Source organism: Bradyrhizobium sp. CER78, from assembly GCF_029846235.1.
In the GTDB taxonomy this organism is placed as follows: Bacteria; Pseudomonadota; Alphaproteobacteria; order Rhizobiales; family Xanthobacteraceae; genus Bradyrhizobium.
Genome location: NZ_JARVWP010000006.1, coordinates 282104 through 299652 on the forward strand (window position 1 = coordinate 282104; position 17549 = coordinate 299652).

The following is a 17549-nucleotide window of genomic DNA, read 5'->3' on the forward strand; positions in this document are numbered from 1 at the left end:
CGCGGGAGCGAAAGCATGCTCGACACCAACCAGATCGCGGCCGCTGCAAGAGTCCTGAGCGAGCACTGGCACGCAGGGACAAAACTCGGCGCACTCGACAGCTCAATCCGGCCGCGCGATCGCACCGAGGGCTACGCGGTGCAGGCCGCGCTGGAGAAGACGTCGCGCGAAAAACTGTTCGGCTGGAAGATCGCGGCGACCAGCGCGGCCGGCCAGAGGCACATCAACGTCGCCGGGCCGCTGGCAGGGCGCATCCTCGCCGAAACAGTGATCGCGGATGGCGGCACCGCGTCGATGAAGGGCATCGAGATGCGCGTCGGCGAACCGGAATTCGCCTTCCGCATGGCGCGTGATCTCGTGCCGCGCACAACGCCGTACAGCGTAAGCGAAGTGTTGGAGGCGGCCGGCACGCTGCACCCCGCGATCGAGATTCCGGATTCGCGGTTCGCCGATTTCGTCTCCGCCGGCGAAGCGCAGCTGATCGCCGACAATGCCTGCGCGCATCTGTTCGTGCTCGGAGCTGCAACGACCGCGGACTGGCGCGCGATCGATCTGGTCGAGGAGCGCCCGACCATCGCGCTGCGCGGCGAACGCTACATTGGCCACGGCAAGAACGTGCTCGGCGATCCCCGCGTGGCGCTCGCCTGGTGTGCCAACGAATTGCGCGCGCTCGGGCTGACGTTGCGGGCAGGGGAGGTCGTCACGACAGGCACCTGCCATCCCCCGCTGCCGATCGCGGCGGGTGATGTGTTCGCAGCGGACTTTGGCGCGATTGGAAAGGTGTCTGTGCGGTTCGCGTAGGCTGCGCATTCTCCACATCGTCGTCCTGGCGAAAGCCTGGACCCATACGCCGCGGCCTCAGGAAAGGACACGCGGCTAACATTCAGTCTGCAACCGACGACGGAGGCAAGGGGTCCTGGCTTTCGCCAGGACGACATCAGTTATGCGGCACGGTCCGCGTGCCAAAAATCGCCGAGCCCACCCGCACGTGCGTCGCGCCCATCGCGATTGCCACGGCGAAATCCGCGCTCATGCCCATCGACAAATTCTTTAGGCCGTTGCGCGCGGCGATCTTGGCGCAGAGTGCGAAATGCGGCGCCGGCGCCTGGTCGACCGGCGGGATGCACATCAGTCCGGAAATCTGCAGGCCATACTTGTCGCGGCACGCCGCGATGAAGGTATCCGCGTCCTGCGGCGCGACGCCGGCCTTCTGCGGCTCCTCGCCGGTATTGATCTGGACAAACAGTTCCGGGTGCTTCTCCTGATTTTTGATTTCCTTGGCTAACGCTTCGCAAATGCTGGCGCGATCGACCGAATGGATCGCATCGAACAGCGCGACCGCCTCCTTGGCCTTGTTCGACTGCAACGGCCCGATCAGGTGCAGCTTCACGCCGGGATGAGCCTGGGTCAGCTCCGGCCACTTGCCCTTGGCCTCCTGCACCCGATTTTCGCCAAATACGCGCTGTCCGGCGCCGATAATCGGCAAAATTGCGTCGGCCGCGAATGTCTTCGACACCGCGATCAGCGTCACCGACGCGCGGTCGCGCCGCGCCTCCTTGCAGGCACGCGCGATCTCCTGCTCCACGGCGGCGAGGCCATGTGATGAATCAGCCGATAACGGCGTGGTCGGGCTTTGCGTCATGCTTGTGCCGTTCTCTGACAGGTGCGGGGGTTGGCTCGAATTTTACCAAATTCGGGAAAGGCTTTTTGAATCCCAGCATTCTACCTTGTGCGCGGGCAAGGGAATAGAATGTCGGGCGTCACTTTCAACCGCAACCGGGTCAGGCTCAAGAAGGTTCTGGGTATCCGTGCCCGGCTCGCCTTGCTTGCGGTGATGCTGGTCGCGCCCTTGATGCTCGATCGCGTCCGCACGCTGGAAGATTCCCGCAGCAAGCAGATCGCCCAGGCCGCAGCCGGCTATGCCAACCTCACCGCACACGCCGCGGAAACCCAGCGCGAAGTGGTGTCCTCGGTCGAGACCATGCTGAAGTCGGCCGCCTATATCCGCGCCTCCGGCGGCGTTGGGCAGAGCTGCGAGGTGCTCCGCGCCAGCCTGCCGACGGTGCTGCCCTGGATCCGCAGCATCATGTTCGTGTCGAGGGACGGGCTGGTGCAATGCTCGACGCTGAACAGCCAGGTCGGGCTCAGCATCGGCGATCGTGAATATTTCAAGAAGGCGCAGGACAACCGCGGCTTCGTGTTCAGCGACTATCTGCGCGGCAGGACCAATGGCCGCGCGATGATGATGGCGGCCTATCCGGTGGCCGCGATCAATCCGGAACAGGACGCCATCGTGGTCGCCGGCATCAACATCGACTGGCTGTCGCAGATCATGGCCAATCTCGGCGGCCAGCCCGGCATGTCGGCCGCTCTGGTCGATAGCACCGGCCTCGTGATCGCGGCTCCATCGGATCATGCAAGCCTGATTGGCCACTCGCTCGACACCATCCCCTTAATGTCGGCGATTGCCGAGAAGGCGCTGAGCTACGACGAGCCGTCGGGCTCGGTGTCGTTCACGGCCTCTGACGGCGCACAGCGTACGCTGAGCTTTGCCCGCATCGCCGGAACGCAGTCCCGGCTGATCGTCAGCATGGATGAGGCCAAGGTGACGGCGGCGATCAACCGCGAGATCCGCACCGCCTATCTGCAGCTCGGCTTCGTCTGCCTGTTCGTTTTGCTGGGTGCCCTGGTCGGCGCGGAACGGCTCGTCATCCATCCGATCGAGCTGATGACCGGCATGGCAAGGCGGTTCGGCGAAGGCGACTGGTCGGCGCGCGTCGCCAAGCACAAGCTGCCGTCGGAATTCGTGCCCTTGGCGCGCGCCTTCAACGCGATGGCGGCGCAGCTCAGCCAGCGCGAGCGCGAGCTCGTTGAGTCCAACGACCGTCTCACGGTGATGGCTTCAATCGACGCGCTGTCAGGCCTCGCCAACCGCCGCGGCTTCCAGAGCCGGCTCGACTTCGAATGGATGCGGGCGCAGCAGTATGAATGCGAGCTGTCGCTGATGATGATCGATGTCGATCACTTCAAGCTCTACAACGACACCTACGGCCATCCCGAAGGCGACGCCTGCCTGACGCGGATCGGTGAGGTGCTGTCCGGCATCGCCGCCGACACGATGGGCTTTGCCGGCCGTTATGGCGGCGAGGAGTTCTGCTTGCTGCTGCCGAACACCGATGCCGCGCATGCGCTGGCAATCGGCGAGACCGTGCGCACTGCCGTGCTCGGCCTCGCCGTGCCGCACGCGCCCTCGAGCTATTGCGTCGTCACCGTCAGCGTCGGCGTCGCAACGACCAAGCCGAACGAGACCCAGCGCCCCGGCGATCTGATTGAAGCCGCCGACGCTGCCCTCTACGCCGCCAAACGCCGCGGCCGGAATGCCGTCATCGAGCACGGGTTCCTGCAGACGCTGGATGAAGCCGGGATGGCGCTGGCGAGCTAGCTGCATCGCCCCGTGCAGGTGGAGCAGCATCGAGAGCGCATCCCTCCCGCCAGCAGGCAAAATGACTGCTGGTGCTCTTATCGACACGCAACGGGATCGTACCCAATTGTAGTCCGGATGCCGCCGTGACCCGTTTCGGATCCCGGCGCGCCACTGTTATTAGGTCAACGGTGCTGCCCGATAGTCCCTCGTTCCGAAGTTGCCGGGCATCCCTCTACTCACCATCGTGCGGCCATGCTTTGGTCAAAACTGCGTTGAGTGCTTGGCGGGAACATCGACGTCATGACAATGCGATTCGCCGCTTTTGGTGACACTGGATCAGGGGACAGGTCGCCACCGCATTCCTGAGATGCCCACTGCAAAGGCTTGCGATGGAAATGGCAAGGTTCGACAAAGCCAGGATGCTCGCTTTTGGCGACGCTCGGGCCATTGCGACCTACGCGGTCGAAATCCTGATAATTGCCGCGATTTATGGCGGGCTTGCCGAAGCCGCGCGGCTGCTTCCGGCGATCAATCCAACCGCGACACTGCTATGGCCGCCGACCGGGCTTGCGCTCGCGCTGGTCCTGCTGCGCGGCTATCGGATCTGGCCTGCGATCCTGGTGGGGGCCGTCTCTCCTTACTTCATGGCCGACCGATCGCTCCTGGAATTCGGCACCGCCGGGATCGGCAGCCTGCTTGCTGCATGTGCCGGGACATGGCTGATCGACCGTTGGTCGAACGGTCGCCAGACGCTTGCCACGCCTGTCGGTGTCGCGAAGTTTGCAATCATTTCCTGTGCGCCGACCGCGATCATCAGTTCAACCATCGCCTCGGCCGGCTTCGCGCTCGCCAATGAATTGAGCCTTTCCGATTCCGTCGTCGCCGGGGTGACCTGGTGGCTTGCAGACGCTGCCGGGACCCTGGTGGTTGCTCCGCTCATCGTGCTCTGGGCGACGATGCCCTTGCGCATTCCTTCCAAATGGAAGCTGTTGGAATCGATCGCCGTCCCCGTTCTCGCCGGCATCGTCGGGATCGTTGCTTATAGCCCGCTCATCGGTAGCGACCTCATCAGCACTGACCTCGACGTGTTGCTGCCGCATCGGAGCCTGCTGGGCTTTCTGGTTCTATTGCCCTTGATCTGGGCCGGCCTGCGCGGCGATCGATGCACCGTGTCGACGGCTGCGTTCATTTTTGTCGGAATGGCCGTGTGGGGGTTTTCGGTAGGGAATGATCCATTTCCGAAAACGGATCCGAATGGCGCACTGTTATCCTTGCTCGTGCTCTCGATCAGCGTATCGGCACCGCCTCTTGCGCTGGCAGCGGCAATTGCGACGCGCCAGACCACGGAAGACCATCTCCTTTCTGTTCGGGACCAACTGAACGGTCAACTGGAACGGAAAGCCCTGGCGCTCGACAACATCAGGCGGCATTTCCAAACCCTTATCGAAGGCGTCGTCGACTATGCGATTTTTGCGCTCGATCGAGAGGGACACGTTACGAGTTGGAATAGCACCGCTCAAAAAATCATCGGCTACAGCTCGGAAGAAATCATCGGCAAGCATTTTGGAATTTTCTATCGGCCGGATGAACGCCGCGCGGGTTCGCCGGCACACGCGCTGGAGACGGCAATCGAAAGAGGCAAGTACGACGTGGAGGGTTGGCGCATCAGAAAGAATGGTACGCCGTTCTTCATCACGGGCTCCGTCTCGTCGAGCCATGATGACGCAGGAAATCTGATCGGCTTCATCAGTATTCTGCGCGACGCAACCGAGCGGCGCGACGCCGAGGAGAAGCTGGTCCAGGCCCGCGAACAGCTCGCGATGTCTCAGAAAATGGAGGCGATCGGCAAACTGACCGGCGGGATTGCGCACGACTTCAACAATCTATTGATGATCATCGGAGGCAGCGCCCAGATCTTCACGCGCCTGCTTGATCCAAAACTGCCCAAAGCAATCGAAGCCATCCAGACCGCGGCCAAACGCGGCGAGAGCCTCACGCGCCAATTGTTGACCTTCTCTCGTCATCAGCATCTCAGCCCGACGGTCGTTGATCTGAATGCGTCGATCAAGAACATGCGGACCATGATTGAGAGCTCATTGCGCGGAAACATCGTCTACAACGAGAACGTCGGTGAGGGCGTCGCGTCGGTCAAGGTGGACCTCGCCGAGCTGGAGCTTGCGATCGTCAACATCGCCGTTAATGCGCGCGATGCAATGCCAAACGGCGGCACGTTCACTCTGTCCGTCCATGCGGTGACCGCGAACCAGGAAACCGGCGGCGACCGCCGCGCAAAGGCTTTCTTTGCGATAGCGCTTGGCGATACCGGCACCGGCATTCCGCCGCATCTTCTGTCCAAGATGTTCGATCCGTTCTTCACGACCAAAGAGGTCGGGAAGGGGACCGGGCTCGGTCTGTCCCAGGTCTATGGTTTCGCCCACCAGGCGGGGGGAACGGTGACGGCAGACAGCAAGGTTGGTCAGGGAACAACGATTACAATCTATTTGCCGTCCAGTGCAGACGAGCAGACCGCCAGCAAAGACCTCGCCGCCGCCAGAGCAAGACCGAAGCAGCCGCAGCGGCAAACGGTTCTTGTTGTCGACGACAGCCCCGAAGTAGCGGATGTGACATCCTCGCTGTTCGAGCATCTAGGCTATGAAACGATCTATCGGGATTCGGCCGAAGCGGCGTTGAAACTGCTCGATGCCGGCACCAGGATCGATCTCGTCTTCAGCGATATCGTCATGCCGGGAACCATCGATGGCGTCGGGCTCGCGAGAGAAGTGCGGTCGCGCTACCCGGGTTTGCCGATCGCCCTTACGACCGGTTACAGCGACGCTGCAAATGCGGCACCGCCAAGTCTAAAGATACTCCGCAAGCCGTTCGACACCGAGGCACTCAGAGATTTCATCCAGGATCTTGCGCCTCCGAGATCGCCGCGATCATCCGTCGTACCTTTGGCATCAAACACGACGGACGTGCGCAGACATTGACCGGTCGCGCCGTCGCGGGCGCTGTTCGGCGGTGCCCGAGGGACAAAACTCGAGCAAATCATGTCGCGGGAATGCGGAATTGCGCCTCATATGACGCTGTCATCGCCCGGCTCGACCGGGCGATCCAGTACGCCGCGGCCTCTCGGTTCAAGCATGGACGTCTCTGGAATACTGGGTCACCCGGTCAAGCCGGGTGACGACACCGAACGGGTTCCTGACGGGGTGTCTACCTCGCGGCGGCGCCCCGGCATGACCATTTGGCAGACCCCAAGCCGTTGACCCCATGGGCGTTTTTGTGGCCTAGTCCGCCGTCCCCGGATGGGACCCGAAAATCACCGAAAACCCTGCGATTTCATGACCGCCGAACGCTACAACGCCCGTGAATCCGAACCCCGCTGGCAAGCCATCTGGGACCAAAAGGCGATCTTCGCCTCCAAGAACGACGATCCGCGGCCGAAATACTACGTGCTCGAGATGTTCCCCTATCCGTCGGGGCGCATCCATATCGGCCATGTCCGCAACTACACGCTCGGCGACGTGCTGGCCCGCTTCATGCGCGCCCGCGGCTACAACGTGCTGCATCCGATGGGCTGGGACGCGTTCGGCCTGCCGGCGGAGAACGCCGCGATCGAGCGCAAGGTGGCGCCGAAGGCCTGGACCTACGACAACATCGCCGCGATGAAGAAGCAGCTGCGGTCGATCGGCCTGTCGCTCGACTGGAGCCGGGAGTTCGCGACCTGCGACCCCAGCTACTACAAGCATCAGCAGAAGATGTTTTTGGACATGCTGGCCGCCGGCCTCGCCGAGCGCGAGAAGCGCAAGCTGAACTGGGATCCGGTCGACATGACCGTGCTCGCCAACGAGCAGGTGATCGACGGCCGCGGCTGGCGTTCGGGCGCTGTCGTCGAACAGCGCGAAATGAGCCAGTGGGTCTTCAAGATCACGAAATACTCGCAGGAGCTCTTGGAGGCGCTGGACGGGCTGGATCGCTGGCCCGACAAGGTGCGGCTGATGCAGCGCAACTGGATCGGGCGCTCCGAGGGCCTGTTGATCCGCTTCGCGCTTGACGCGGCGACCACGCCGGCCGGCGAGAGCGAGCTGAAGATATTCACCACCCGGCCGGACACGCTGTTCGGCGCCAAATTCATGGCGATCTCGGCGGATCATCCGCTGGCGCAGGCGGCTGCCGCCAAGAACCCTGATCTTGCGGAGTTCATCGCCGACATCAAGAAGATCGGCACCGCGCAGTCGATCATCGACACCGCCGAGAAGCAGGGTTTCGACACCGGCATCAAGGCGGTGCATCCGTTCGATCCGAGCTGGAAGCTGCCGGTCTATGTCGCGAACTTCGTGCTGATGGAATACGGCACCGGCGCGATCTTCGGCTGCCCGGCGCACGACCAGCGCGACCTCGACTTCGTCAATAAGTACAATCTCGGCAACGTGCCCGTGGTCTGCCCCGAGGGCCAGGACCCGAAGACCTTTGTCATCACCGACACCGCCTATGACGGCAACGGCCGCATGATCAATTCGCGCTTCCTCGACGGCATGACGATCGAAGCCGCGAAGGAAGAGGTCGCCAAGCGGCTCGAAGCCGAGCTGCGCGACTTGCCAGGTGAAGGAAGGTTGGCGCCGGTCGGCGAGCGCCAGGTGAATTTCCGCCTGCGCGACTGGGGCATCTCGCGCCAGCGCTATTGGGGCTGCCCGATCCCGGTGATCCATTGCCCGAAGTGCGACGTGGTGCCGGTGCCTGATGATCAGCTGCCGGTGACGCTGCCGGAGGATGTGTCCTTCGACAAGCCGGGCAACGCGCTCGACCATCATCCGACCTGGAAGCACGTCACCTGTCCGAAGTGCGGCGGCAAGGCCGTGCGCGAGACTGACACGATGGACACCTTCGTGGACTCGTCGTGGTATTTCGCGCGCTTCACCGATCCCTGGAACAAGGACGCGCCGACCACGCCCGCGGTTGCCAACCGAATGATGCCGGTCGACCAGTATATCGGCGGCGTCGAGCACGCGATCCTGCATCTGCTCTACAGCCGCTTCTTCACCCGCGCGATGAAGGCCACCGGCCACATCGACATGAGCGAGCCGTTCGCCGGCATGTTCACCCAGGGCATGGTGGTACACGAGACCTACCAGAAGGCCGACGGCGCCTGGGTGACGCCGGCCGAGGTGAAGATCGAGGTTGATGGTAATGCCCGCCGCGCGGTGCTGCTTGAGACCGGCGAGGACGTCGCGATCGGCCCGATCGAGAAGATGTCGAAGTCGAAGAAGAACACCGTCGACCCCGACGACATCATCGCGAGCTATGGCGCCGACGTCGCGCGCTGGTTCATGCTGTCGGACTCCCCGCCGGACCGCGACGTGATCTGGAGCGACGAGCGCGTGCAAGGCGCCGCCCGCTTCGTGCAGCGGCTGTGGCGGCTGGTGAACGAATCGGCCGAGATCGCCAAGTCGGCGCCGGCGGCGCGGCCGGGCACGTTTGGGCCCGAAGCGCAGGCGCTGCGCAAGGCGGCCCATGGCGCGCTCGACAAGGTGTCGTCCGGGATCGAGCGGCTGCATTTCAACGTCTGCCTCGCCCATATCCGCGAGTTCGCCAACGCGCTGGCCGACGTGCTGGCGAAAGGCGACAAGCCGGCGCCGGACCTTGCCTGGGCGGTGAAAGAGGCCGCGACCATCCTGGTCCACTTGTTCTCGCCGATGATGCCGCATCTGGCCGAGGAGTGCTGGGTGGTTCTGGGCCAGCGAGGGCTGGTTTCCGAGGCCGATTGGCCGCAAATCGAGCGCGATCTGCTGGTCGAGGACAGCGTGACCCTGGTTGTCCAGGTCAACGGTAAAAAACGAGGTGATGTTACCGTGCCACGCACCGCCCAAAATGCGGATATAGAGGCTGCCGTTTTGGCGCTCGATGCGGTAAAAGCCGCCTTGGACGGCAAGCCCGTCCGCAAGGTGATCGTGGTGCCCATGAGGATCGTCAATGTTGTCGGCTAGGATCAGGATCGCCGCCCGGCTCATCGCTGTGGCAGCCTTGGCCGCGCTGACGGCCGGATGCTTCCAGCCGATGTATGCCGAGCGCACCCTCGACGGTTCGCCCGGCCTGCGCGAAAAGCTGATGGGTGTCGAGGTTCCACCGGTCGACAAGCCGAACGCCTCGCGCGAGGCTCGGGTCGGCGTCGAGGTCCGCAACGCCCTCGCCTTCAAGCTCTACGGCACCGCCACCGGCATGCCGCCGACGCATCGCCTGGTGCTGCGCTTCACCACCAGCCGCTCCTCGCTGATGATCGACCCGGCCACCGCGCTGCCGAGCAGCGAGAATTACGGCGTCGACGCGCAGTTCAACCTGGTCGAGATCGCCTCGAACAAGTCTGTGATGACCGGCACCACGTTCTCGCGCGTGTCCTACGACATGCCGGGCTCCTACCAGCGCTTCTCCCGCCAGCGCGCCCTGCGCGATGCCGAGGACCGCGCCGCGCAGGAGATCGCCGACAATATCCAGACCCGGCTCGCCTCGTTCTTCTCTAGCGGGACCTGATCGCCGCATTGGTCGCACTTCGCGGAAAAGAGATCGACAGCTTCCTCGCCCGGCCCGACGCCGGCCGCCCGATCATCCTGCTTTACGGCCCGGACCTCGGCCTCGTGCGCGAGCGCGCCGATGCGCTGATGGCCTCGGCGGTCGACGATCCCAACGATCCATTCTCGCTGGTGCGGCTCGATGGCGATGAGCTCGCCGCCGAGCCATCGCGGCTGGTCGATGAAGCGATGACGGTGCCGCTGTTCGGCGGCCGCCGCGCCATCCGCGTCCGCGCCGGCTCGCGCAATTTTTCGAGCGGCGTCGAGACGCTGACCGAAACGCCTGCGCTCAGGGATTGCCGCATCGTGATCGAGGCCGGCGAGCTCAGGCCGGAATCGCCGCTGCGCAAGATCTGCGAGCGCGCCAAGAATGCGGTCGCGATCGGCTGCTATCCGGACACCGAGCGCGACCTGACCAAGCTGATCGAGGACGAGCTGCGCGTCTCCAACCTGCGGCTCGCGCAAGATGCGCGCGCGGTGCTGATGTCGCTGCTCGGCGGCGACCGCATGGCCTCGCGCAACGAGCTGCGCAAGCTTGCGCTGTTCGCGCATGGCAAGGGCGAGATCACGCTCGACGACGTCATGACCGTGGTCTCCGACGCCTCGGAGCTGAAGCTCGATCCGATCGTCGACGGCGCCTTCGCCGGCAACGCCGCGCTGGTCGAAACCGAGTTCACCAAGGCAATGGTCGCCGGCACCTATCCCGGCGTGATCATCTCGGCCGCGCAGCGCCAGGCGGCGTGGCTGCACAAATCGGCGCTGGCGATCGCGGACGGCACGCCGGCGTCGGCCGTGCTCGAAGGGGGATTCCCGCGGCTGCACTTCTCGCGCAAGCCCGCGGTCGAGATCGCGCTGCGCAATTTCACGCCGCAGCGGCTGGTGAACATCATCGATCAGCTTGCGACCGCAGCGCTCGACATGCGCAAGCAGGCCGCGCTCGCGGCCGTGATCGCGCATCGCGCCCTGCTCTCGATCGCGGTGAATGCGAAGCGGCGGGGATGAGGCAGGCTATTGGAGGGAGACGTCATTGCGAGCCAACGGGTCGCGCGAACGCGCGCCCGATGACAGGCTCCGCGAAGCAATCCATCGCTCCGCACATGCGGACAGATGGATTGCTTCGTCGCTATCGCTCCTCGCAATGACGAGGAGAGAGCTTGGAGAAACTAGCCGCCTTCCAGCCGCCGCACCACTTCGTCGAGCTGCTCGAGATTGCGGTAGTTGATCTGGACAGTGCCGCCGGGATCGCGGTGGCTCACGGTGACGGTCAGGCCGAGCGCATCGCTGACCCGCTTCTCCAGCGCCAGCGTGTCGGCATCCTTGTCGACCTTGGCCGCGCTGCCAGAGCGCGCCTTCTGCGGCTTGCGCTCCGGCACGCCCTCTTCATGCGCCAGCGCCTCGGCCTGGCGGACGTTGAGGCCCTCGGCGACGATGCGCTTGGCGGCCGCGAGCGGATCCGGCACGCCGATCAGCGCGCGGGCGTGGCCGGCGGAGAGATCGCCCTTCGAAATCAGCGCCTGCACTTCGTTCGGCAGCTTGGTCAGCCGCATCATGTTGGCGACGTGGCTACGGCTCTTGCCGACGATCTTGGCGATGTCTTCCTGGCCGCGTTTGAACTCGTCGGCGAGCGAGTGATAGCCCAGCGCCTCTTCCATCGCGTTGAGGTCTTCGCGCTGCACGTTCTCGATGATCATGATCTCGAGCGCGTCGGAATCGGAGACCTCGACCGGCACGATCGGCACTTCATGCAGACCGGCGAGCTGCGAGGCGCGCCAGCGGCGCTCGCCGGCGATGATCTCGAAGCGATCCTGGGCGCCCTTGATCGCGCGCACCACGATCGGCTGGATCACGCCACGCGCCTTGATCGAATCGGCGAGCTCGCCGAGCTCGGCATCGGCGAAGCTGCGCCGCGGATTGCGCGGGTTGGCCTTGAGGAATTCGATCGGCACCTTGCGCTGGTTACGCGGCCGCTCGACATGCGCGGCCGCCTCGCCGCCGACATCTCCGATCAGGCTTGCCAGCCCGCGCCCCAGTCGCGAACGCGCTTCATCGGCCATTGTTGCGAGCTCCCTTGGATTCACACGCAGTACTCCAGACTTGAATTTCAGAATCGTAGGATGGGTCGAGCAGAGCGAAACCCATCGCCACATGCGATGAGGGTGATGGGTTTCGCTGCGCTTGACCCATCCTACGCAACGTCGCTAGTGCGCGCGCAGTTCGCGCTCGCGCTGGATCACTTCGGTAGCGAGCTTGAGATACGCATCGCTGCCGGCGCATTTGAGATCGTAGACGAGCACCGGCTTGCCGTAGGATGGCGCCTCGGAGATGCGCACGTTGCGCGGGATCATGGTGTCGTACACCTTGTTGCCCATGAACTGGCGCACGTCGGCAACCACCTGGTTGGAGAGGTTGTTGCGCGAGTCGAACATGGTCAGCACGATGCCGTGGATCGACAGCGTCGGATTGAGCGTCGAGCGCACCTGCTCCACGGTCTGCAGCAATTGCGACAGACCCTCGAGCGCGAAGAACTCGCATTGCAGCGGCACCAGGATCGCGTCCGACGCGGCCATCGCATTCACCGTGAGCAAGTTGAGCGAGGGCGGGCAGTCGATCAGCACGTAGGTGTAATCGGAGTCCGGCGAGACGTTGTTGTTCAGTCCGGCGATCGCATCGCGCAGCCGGAAGGCGCGGCCCGGCGTGGTGCCGAGCTCGAGCTCGAGGCCGGAGAGGTCCATGGTGGAGGCCGCGATATGCAGCCGCGGCACCGCGGTCGCGACCACGGCATCGCGCAGCGGCGCTTCGCCGATCAGCACGTCATAGGTCGAGCAGCTGCGGTTGCGGCGATCGATGCCGAGACCGGTCGAGGCGTTGCCCTGCGGATCGAGATCGACGATCAGGACGCGCTCACCAATCGCAGCGAGTGCGGTACCAAGATTGATCGCTGTGGTGGTCTTGCCGACGCCGCCCTTCTGGTTGGCGAGCGACAGGATGCGCGGATGGCCCGGCGCTTGGAGCGCCTTATCCCCTTGATAAACCTCGTCCATCACAGTCATACCAAAATACCATTTGCTCTTGCGGAGTCCCCTAGCGCCGCTCGATTGACCCGAGTTCGACGATCCAGCCCTGTCCGCCGGTCCGGCTGGAGTGTAGCTTTGGCTCAATATTCCAATATTTAGTGGCCTCGGTCAATTCGGCCTCTACATCTTGGCCCTTCAAAAACAGCGCCTTGGCGCCCTTTTTGACCCACGGCTCCGCAAAGCCGATGAGTTGATGTAACGGAGCCAGCGCCCGCGCGGTGACGCAATCGATGGGGCCCGCGATTCTATCCACAGTATCCCCGATATCAGCCAGATGCACCGTCCCCGGCGACGCCGTGACCCGAATCGCCTCGCGCAAGAATGCGGCCTTCTTGGCGATTCGCTCAACCAGATGGATCTGCGCGTCCGGCGTCTCGGCCAAGGCACAGGCAAGCACGACGCCGGGGAAGCCACCGCCGCTGCCGAGATCGACCCAGGACTTCGCGGTCGGTGCGAGACTCAGGAGCTGCAGCGAATCGGAGATATGGCGCGTCCAGAGATTCGGCAGCGTGGATGGCGCGACGAGATTGGTCTTGGCCTGCCATTCGAGGAGGAGGGCGACATAGCGATCGAGCCGCGCCTCTGTTTCACGTGAAACAGGGGTGAGGGCGAGCGCCGCGGCCTTGTCCTTCGCGGAGACGATGAGTTCGGCGGATTGCGAGGCTGGAGCCATTCTTTGGAAAGCCGATCGAGCTCGTCATTGCGAGCAAAGCGTAGCAATCCATAGTCCACCCGCGGGAGCGATGGATTGCTTCGTCGCTTCCGCTCATCGCAATGGCGAGGCCGCCGCCCGTTTCACGTGAAACGTCAGGCCGTCGCCTTGGCCGATTTTCGTCGCGCCTCGCGTCGCAGATAGGCGGCCAAAATACCCAGCGCGGCCGGCGTCATCCCGTCGATCCGGCCCGCCTGCCCGACCGTCCGCGGCTGCGCCTTCTGCAACTTGGCGCGCGCTTCGTTGGACAGACCCGGCACGTCGGCATAGTCGACATCGGTCAGGACTAGGCCCTCGTCGCGCCGGAAGGCGTCGACGTCGGCGGTCTGGCGCTTCAGATAGACATCGTATTTGGCATCGATCTCGAGATGGACCGCGATCGCCGGGTCAATGGCCGACAACTCCGGCCAGATCGCCTGGACCAGGGGCCATCCGATCTCGGGATAGGCCAGCAGCTCAAAGGCGGATCGGCGGTTGCCGTCGCGATTGAGGGCCAGCCCGTGCCTGGCGGCCTCATTCGGTGTGATCGCAAGCGACTTCGCCAAGGTCTTGGCCGCGTCCAGCGCCGCCATCTTGGTCCTATGACGCTCCGCGCGGGCCGTTCCGACGCATCCGAGCGCGATGCCCTTATCGGTCAGCCGCTGGTCGGCATTGTCGGCCCGCAGCGTCAGCCGGTACTCGGCGCGCGAGGTGAACATCCGATAGGGCTCGGTGATCCCGCGGGTCACGAGGTCGTCGATCATCACGCCGAGATAGCCGTCAGCGCGGTCGAACGCGATCGGATCGGTGCCGCCGGCGGCCAGTGCGGCATTGAGCCCGGCAACAATGCCCTGCCCCGCCGCCTCTTCGTATCCGGTGGTGCCATTGATCTGACCGGCCAGGAAAAGCCCGCGCAGACGCTTGGTCTCCAAGGTCGGATCAAGCTCGCGCGGATCGACATGGTCGTACTCGATCGCATAGCCGGGCCGGACCATCTTCACCCGCTCCAAACCAGGGATGCTGGCAAGGATCGCGAGCTGAACCTCCTCGGGCAGCGAGGTCGAGATGCCGTTGGGATAGACCGTCGAGTCGTCGAGCCCTTCCGGCTCCAGGAAGATCTGATGGCCGTCGCGATCGCCGAAGCGGACGATCTTGTCCTCGATCGAGGGACAATAACGCGGACCGGAGCTCTTGATCTGACCGGAGTACATCGGCGAGCGGTGCACATTGGCCCGGATCACCTCATGGGTCGCCGGCGTCGTCCGAGTGATGCCGCACTGGATCTGCGCCGTCGTGATCCGGTCCGTCATGACCGAAAACGGCTCCGGCGGATCGTCTCCGGGCTGCATTTCGACTGCGGACCAGTCGATCGTGGTGCCGTCGAGGCGCGGCGGGGTCCCGGTCTTGAGCCGGCCGAGCACAAAACCTGCCCGCTCGAACGACGCGGACAGGCCCATGGCCGGCGCCTCGCCGACCCGGCCCGCCGGCCAGTTCTTCTCACCGAGATGGATCAGACCACGCAGGAAGGTCCCGGTCGTGATGACGACCGCGCCTGCTGAGAGCTGACGGCCGTCGCCCAGGCGAATACCGGTCACGCGGCCCTCGACGACGATCAGCTCATCCGCCTCGCCCTCGATCACGGAGAGGTTCACGGTCTCAATAATCGCTGTCTGCATCGCGGCCGCATAGAGCTTACGGTCGGCCTGAGCCCGGGGACCGCGGACCGCCGGACCCTTGCGGCGGTTGAGCATGCGAAACTGGATGCCGCCAGCGTCGGCGACCCGGCCCATCAGACCATCGAGAGCGTCGACTTCGCGGACCAGATGGCCCTTGCCGAGCCCTCCGATGGCGGGATTGCAGGACATCGCGCCGATGGTCGCAAAACGATGGGTCACGAGGGCCGTCTTGGCGCCCATCCGGGCAGCCACGCTCGCGGCCTCGCAGCCGGCATGGCCGCCGCCGATGACGATGACGTCAAATGAGTCTGCCCTGGAGATCATGGCGGGACTTCTATCGCGGAGTGATGAAAGCCGGAAGAACGAAGTTGAGATCGCCGGTCTGAGACCCGACCAACTGAGCGAAATATGGATCGGTCCGGATCGCTCGCAATGACAGGCGGAGCTGTTTCACGTGAAACAAGCGCGGTCACGCGAAGCCAAATGTTTCACGTGAAACGTGAGACGCTCGTTAACCAACCCGAAACCATGTTTCACGTGAAACAGGTCCGGCCCCGAGCTACTTCCCGACGCAGAACTCGCGGAAGATGACGTCCAGGATGTCCTCAACGTCGACCCGACCGAGCAAGCGGCCGAGTGAAGTGGCCGCCCTGCGGAGTTCCTCCGCCGCCAGCTCCTCACCCTGCCCGACCACATCGATGCTGCGCTGAAGCGAGTCGACGGTCTCCTGGAGCAACGCGCGCTGCCGGGTCCGGCTGATCAAACCGCCTTCGCTGGTTCCAAAATAGTCGTGGGCGAAACCGACCAGTGCAGTGATCAGCTCAGAAAGGCCGTCACCGCGGGCCGCCGAGATCCTGAATTCGGGGGCGCTGCCACCCTCACCCGACTGAGCCCTGACCAGATCGATCTTGTTTCGCACCAGCCAGGTCGGCGTCGTACCGCCGTGCCTCGGCTTTGCGGCGCCGCTGTCGGCCAGCCAAAGCACGAGGTCGGCTTCCGCGGCGCGGGCCCGGGCGCGGCGAACACCCTCCCGCTCCACCGGGTCATTGGTTTCTCGGATCCCGGCGGTGTCGATGACCGTGACCGGATAGCCGTCGAGATCGAGCTGCACCTCGATCACGTCGCGGGTCGTGCCGGCGTGCGGCGAGACAATCGCCACCTCGCGCTTGGCAAGCTGATTGATCAGGGTCGATTTGCCGACATTCGGCGGGCCCGCGATCGCAACCACCAGGCCGTCACGCAGCCGCTCGCCTTGGCCCTGCCCGGCAAGCACTTGCTTGATCTCACCATGCAGCGCCCGGACCTTCTCGAGCGCCGGCGCGATCAGCTCCGCCGGGACATCGCCTTCATCGGAGAAATCGATGCCGGCCTCGATCAGCGCCGACGCCGCAATGATCCGCTCGCGCCAGTCGCGGGCGCGATCGCCAAGCAGCCCCTTCAACTGCCGCAGCGCCTGGCGCCGTTGGCGATCGGTGTCGGCGTGAATCAGATCGTCGAGACCTTCGGCCTCGGTCAGGTCGAGCTTGCCATTCTCAAATGCCCGCCGGGTGAACTCGCCGGGCTCAGCCGGCCGGACGTTGTCGAATTCCGCGATGGCATCGAACAGCGCCGACAGAACCGCGCGTCCACCATGGACATGAAATTCGGCAACGTCCTCGCCGGTCGCACTTGCCGGGCCTGGGAACCAGAGCACGACCGCGTCATCGATCGGCTGGTGGTTTGAATCGTGGAGCAGCGCGCGGGTCGCCATTCGCGGAACCGGCACCTTACCCACCAGTCCTCCAATGACCCACGCGGCCATTGGGCCAGACAGCCTCACAATGGCGATCGCGCTCGGTGGCCGTCCGGAGGATAAAGCGAAGATGGTTTGGTCGCGCGGATGCATTGCCTATTTCTTCCCAAGCCAATCAGCAAAGGCAATGCCGCTTCCATTTCGCATGCAATATCGTAGAATGCTGCACTGCAATATAGCCGAATTTCGTTGCAGCAGCCACGCAGCAATCTTGTTGCGGATCTGCCGGATTGCGTCAGAAGCCTAAAGAATAAATGTAAATTATATCAATCATTTACATGAACTTTCCGCGCAATGGCCGAGCTCGATTCATGCTGCACTTTGCT

At 64.0% G+C, this 17549-nt stretch carries 12 protein-coding genes; 6 read left to right on the plus strand and 6 right to left on the minus strand.

Going from position 1 to position 17549, the window contains the following annotated elements; genetic code table 11:
• The first annotated feature begins 15 nt into the window (after window positions 1–15).
• Window positions 16–801 carry a hydratase gene (locus QDT69_RS15470; protein ID WP_279707365.1) on the plus strand — a complete coding sequence of 262 codons (786 nt, stop codon included), beginning with the start codon at window positions 16–18 and terminating at the stop codon, window positions 799–801.
• Between the two features lie 136 nt (window positions 802–937).
• Here the strand turns inward: QDT69_RS15470 and QDT69_RS15475 are convergent, their stop codons facing one another.
• On the minus strand, window positions 938–1642 hold the full coding sequence (locus QDT69_RS15475; protein WP_279707366.1) for a YggS family pyridoxal phosphate-dependent enzyme: 705 nt from the start codon (window positions 1640–1642) through the stop codon (window positions 938–940).
• A 108-nt stretch (window positions 1643–1750) separates the two neighbouring features.
• On the opposite strand from QDT69_RS15475, the gene QDT69_RS15480 reads away from it, so the two are divergent.
• The 5 genes from QDT69_RS15480 (at window position 1751) to holA (ending at window position 10992) form a co-directional block, all read left to right on the plus strand.
• Window positions 1751–3442 carry a diguanylate cyclase gene (locus QDT69_RS15480; RefSeq protein WP_279707367.1) on the plus strand — a complete coding sequence of 564 codons (1692 nt, stop codon included), beginning with the start codon at window positions 1751–1753 and terminating at the stop codon, window positions 3440–3442.
• A 377-nt stretch (window positions 3443–3819) separates the two neighbouring features.
• The gene (locus QDT69_RS15485) at window positions 3820–6414 is read left to right on the plus strand and encodes an MASE1 domain-containing protein (protein ID WP_279707368.1); all 2595 of its coding nucleotides are present in this window, start codon (window positions 3820–3822) and stop codon (window positions 6412–6414) included.
• A gap of 354 nt (window positions 6415–6768) precedes the next feature.
• Window positions 6769–9411: a leucine--tRNA ligase gene (leuS, locus tag QDT69_RS15490; RefSeq protein WP_279707369.1), complete on the plus strand. Its 2643-nt coding sequence runs from the start codon at window positions 6769–6771 to the stop codon at window positions 9409–9411.
• A complete protein-coding gene (gene lptE, locus QDT69_RS15495; protein WP_279707370.1) occupies window positions 9398–9952 on the plus strand; it encodes an LPS assembly lipoprotein LptE in 555 nt (184 codons plus the stop codon). The genes leuS and lptE overlap by 14 nt, the downstream gene beginning before the upstream one ends.
• 8 nt (window positions 9953–9960) lie before the next feature.
• Complete coding sequence (gene holA / locus QDT69_RS15500; protein WP_279707371.1) at window positions 9961–10992, plus strand: DNA polymerase III subunit delta; 1032 nt, start codon at window positions 9961–9963, stop codon at window positions 10990–10992.
• 161 nt (window positions 10993–11153) lie between these two features.
• Here the strand turns inward: holA and QDT69_RS15505 are convergent, their stop codons facing one another.
• From QDT69_RS15505 to mnmE, 5 genes are all read right to left on the minus strand, one after another.
• The gene (locus QDT69_RS15505; protein WP_279707372.1) at window positions 11154–12044 is read right to left on the minus strand and encodes a ParB/RepB/Spo0J family partition protein; all 891 of its coding nucleotides are present in this window, start codon (window positions 12042–12044) and stop codon (window positions 11154–11156) included.
• Window positions 12045–12188: 144 nt separating this feature from the next.
• Entirely contained in the window at window positions 12189–13040 is an 852-nt protein-coding gene (locus QDT69_RS15510; protein WP_035650830.1) for a ParA family protein, read from the minus strand.
• Between the two features lie 31 nt (window positions 13041–13071).
• Window positions 13072–13737, minus strand: a complete 666-nt coding sequence (gene rsmG / locus QDT69_RS15515) for a 16S rRNA (guanine(527)-N(7))-methyltransferase RsmG (protein ID WP_279707373.1) — start codon at window positions 13735–13737, stop codon at window positions 13072–13074.
• Between the two features lie 134 nt (window positions 13738–13871).
• Window positions 13872–15755, minus strand: coding sequence for a tRNA uridine-5-carboxymethylaminomethyl(34) synthesis enzyme MnmG (mnmG, locus tag QDT69_RS15520; protein WP_279707374.1), 1884 nt, complete (start codon window positions 15753–15755; stop codon window positions 13872–13874).
• A 235-nt stretch (window positions 15756–15990) separates the two neighbouring features.
• The gene (mnmE, locus tag QDT69_RS15525) at window positions 15991–17316 is read right to left on the minus strand and encodes a tRNA uridine-5-carboxymethylaminomethyl(34) synthesis GTPase MnmE (RefSeq protein ID WP_279707375.1); all 1326 of its coding nucleotides are present in this window, start codon (window positions 17314–17316) and stop codon (window positions 15991–15993) included.
• Window positions 17317–17549 lie beyond the last annotated feature (233 nt).

Excerpts from the sequence above, each read along its gene's own strand:
- QDT69_RS15470 (WP_279707365.1), top strand. The coding sequence starts at position 16 with ATGCTCGACACCAACCAGATCGCGGCCGCTGCAAGAGTCCTGAGCGAG.
- QDT69_RS15475 (WP_279707366.1), bottom strand. The coding sequence starts at position 1,642 with ATGACGCAAAGCCCGACCACGCCGTTATCGGCTGATTCATCACATGGC.
- QDT69_RS15480 (WP_279707367.1), top strand. The coding sequence starts at position 1,751 with ATGTCGGGCGTCACTTTCAACCGCAACCGGGTCAGGCTCAAGAAGGTT.
- QDT69_RS15485 (WP_279707368.1), top strand. The coding sequence starts at position 3,820 with ATGGCAAGGTTCGACAAAGCCAGGATGCTCGCTTTTGGCGACGCTCGG.
- leuS (WP_279707369.1), top strand. The coding sequence starts at position 6,769 with ATGACCGCCGAACGCTACAACGCCCGTGAATCCGAACCCCGCTGGCAA.
- lptE (WP_279707370.1), top strand. The coding sequence starts at position 9,398 with ATGTTGTCGGCTAGGATCAGGATCGCCGCCCGGCTCATCGCTGTGGCA.
- QDT69_RS15505 (WP_279707372.1), bottom strand. The coding sequence starts at position 12,044 with ATGGCCGATGAAGCGCGTTCGCGACTGGGGCGCGGGCTGGCAAGCCTG.
- QDT69_RS15510 (WP_035650830.1), bottom strand. The coding sequence starts at position 13,040 with ATGACTGTGATGGACGAGGTTTATCAAGGGGATAAGGCGCTCCAAGCG.
- rsmG (WP_279707373.1), bottom strand. The coding sequence starts at position 13,737 with ATGGCTCCAGCCTCGCAATCCGCCGAACTCATCGTCTCCGCGAAGGAC.
- mnmG (WP_279707374.1), bottom strand. The coding sequence starts at position 15,755 with ATGATCTCCAGGGCAGACTCATTTGACGTCATCGTCATCGGCGGCGGC.
- mnmE (WP_279707375.1), bottom strand. The coding sequence starts at position 17,316 with ATGCATCCGCGCGACCAAACCATCTTCGCTTTATCCTCCGGACGGCCA.